This window comes from Vibrio sp. 10N.222.49.C9, assembly GCF_041474985.1.
GTDB lineage: Bacteria > Pseudomonadota > Gammaproteobacteria > Enterobacterales > Vibrionaceae > Vibrio > Vibrio crassostreae_C.
In genome coordinates, this window is record NZ_JBFRVD010001080.1 from 1 (window position 1) to 301 (window position 301).

Below are 301 nucleotides of genomic sequence, written 5' to 3' on the forward strand. Positions count from 1 at the left end.
GGCGTACTAGTCGCAGCGTCCTCATCACTCGTTAAATCTCCACCTCCCACTTCAATATCATAACCATCAGGCCCATACAGACCGGCTATTGAGACGGGATTAACCACTCGATCTGCTATTACAAATCCTATATCAGTAAGAGTTACTACAGTGCCCATCGTTGCAGTGACGACTCCTGCTGCAACTACTACGCTACCGCCTCCAGTTAAGGGGACGAGAACTACACCAGCAACGGCTATGACTGCGGCAAGCGAACCTATTACAATTTCAGCTACCGCTATAACGTTGTCTTTTTTAGGGT

General features: G+C 48.2%; 1 protein-coding gene. It reads right to left on the bottom strand.

The window, feature by feature from the left end; translation table 11 throughout:
• Nucleotides 1-301, bottom strand: a 301-nt coding sequence (locus tag AB4585_RS26980; RefSeq protein ID WP_372171812.1) for a hypothetical protein, incomplete at both ends; no start/stop codon positions are given.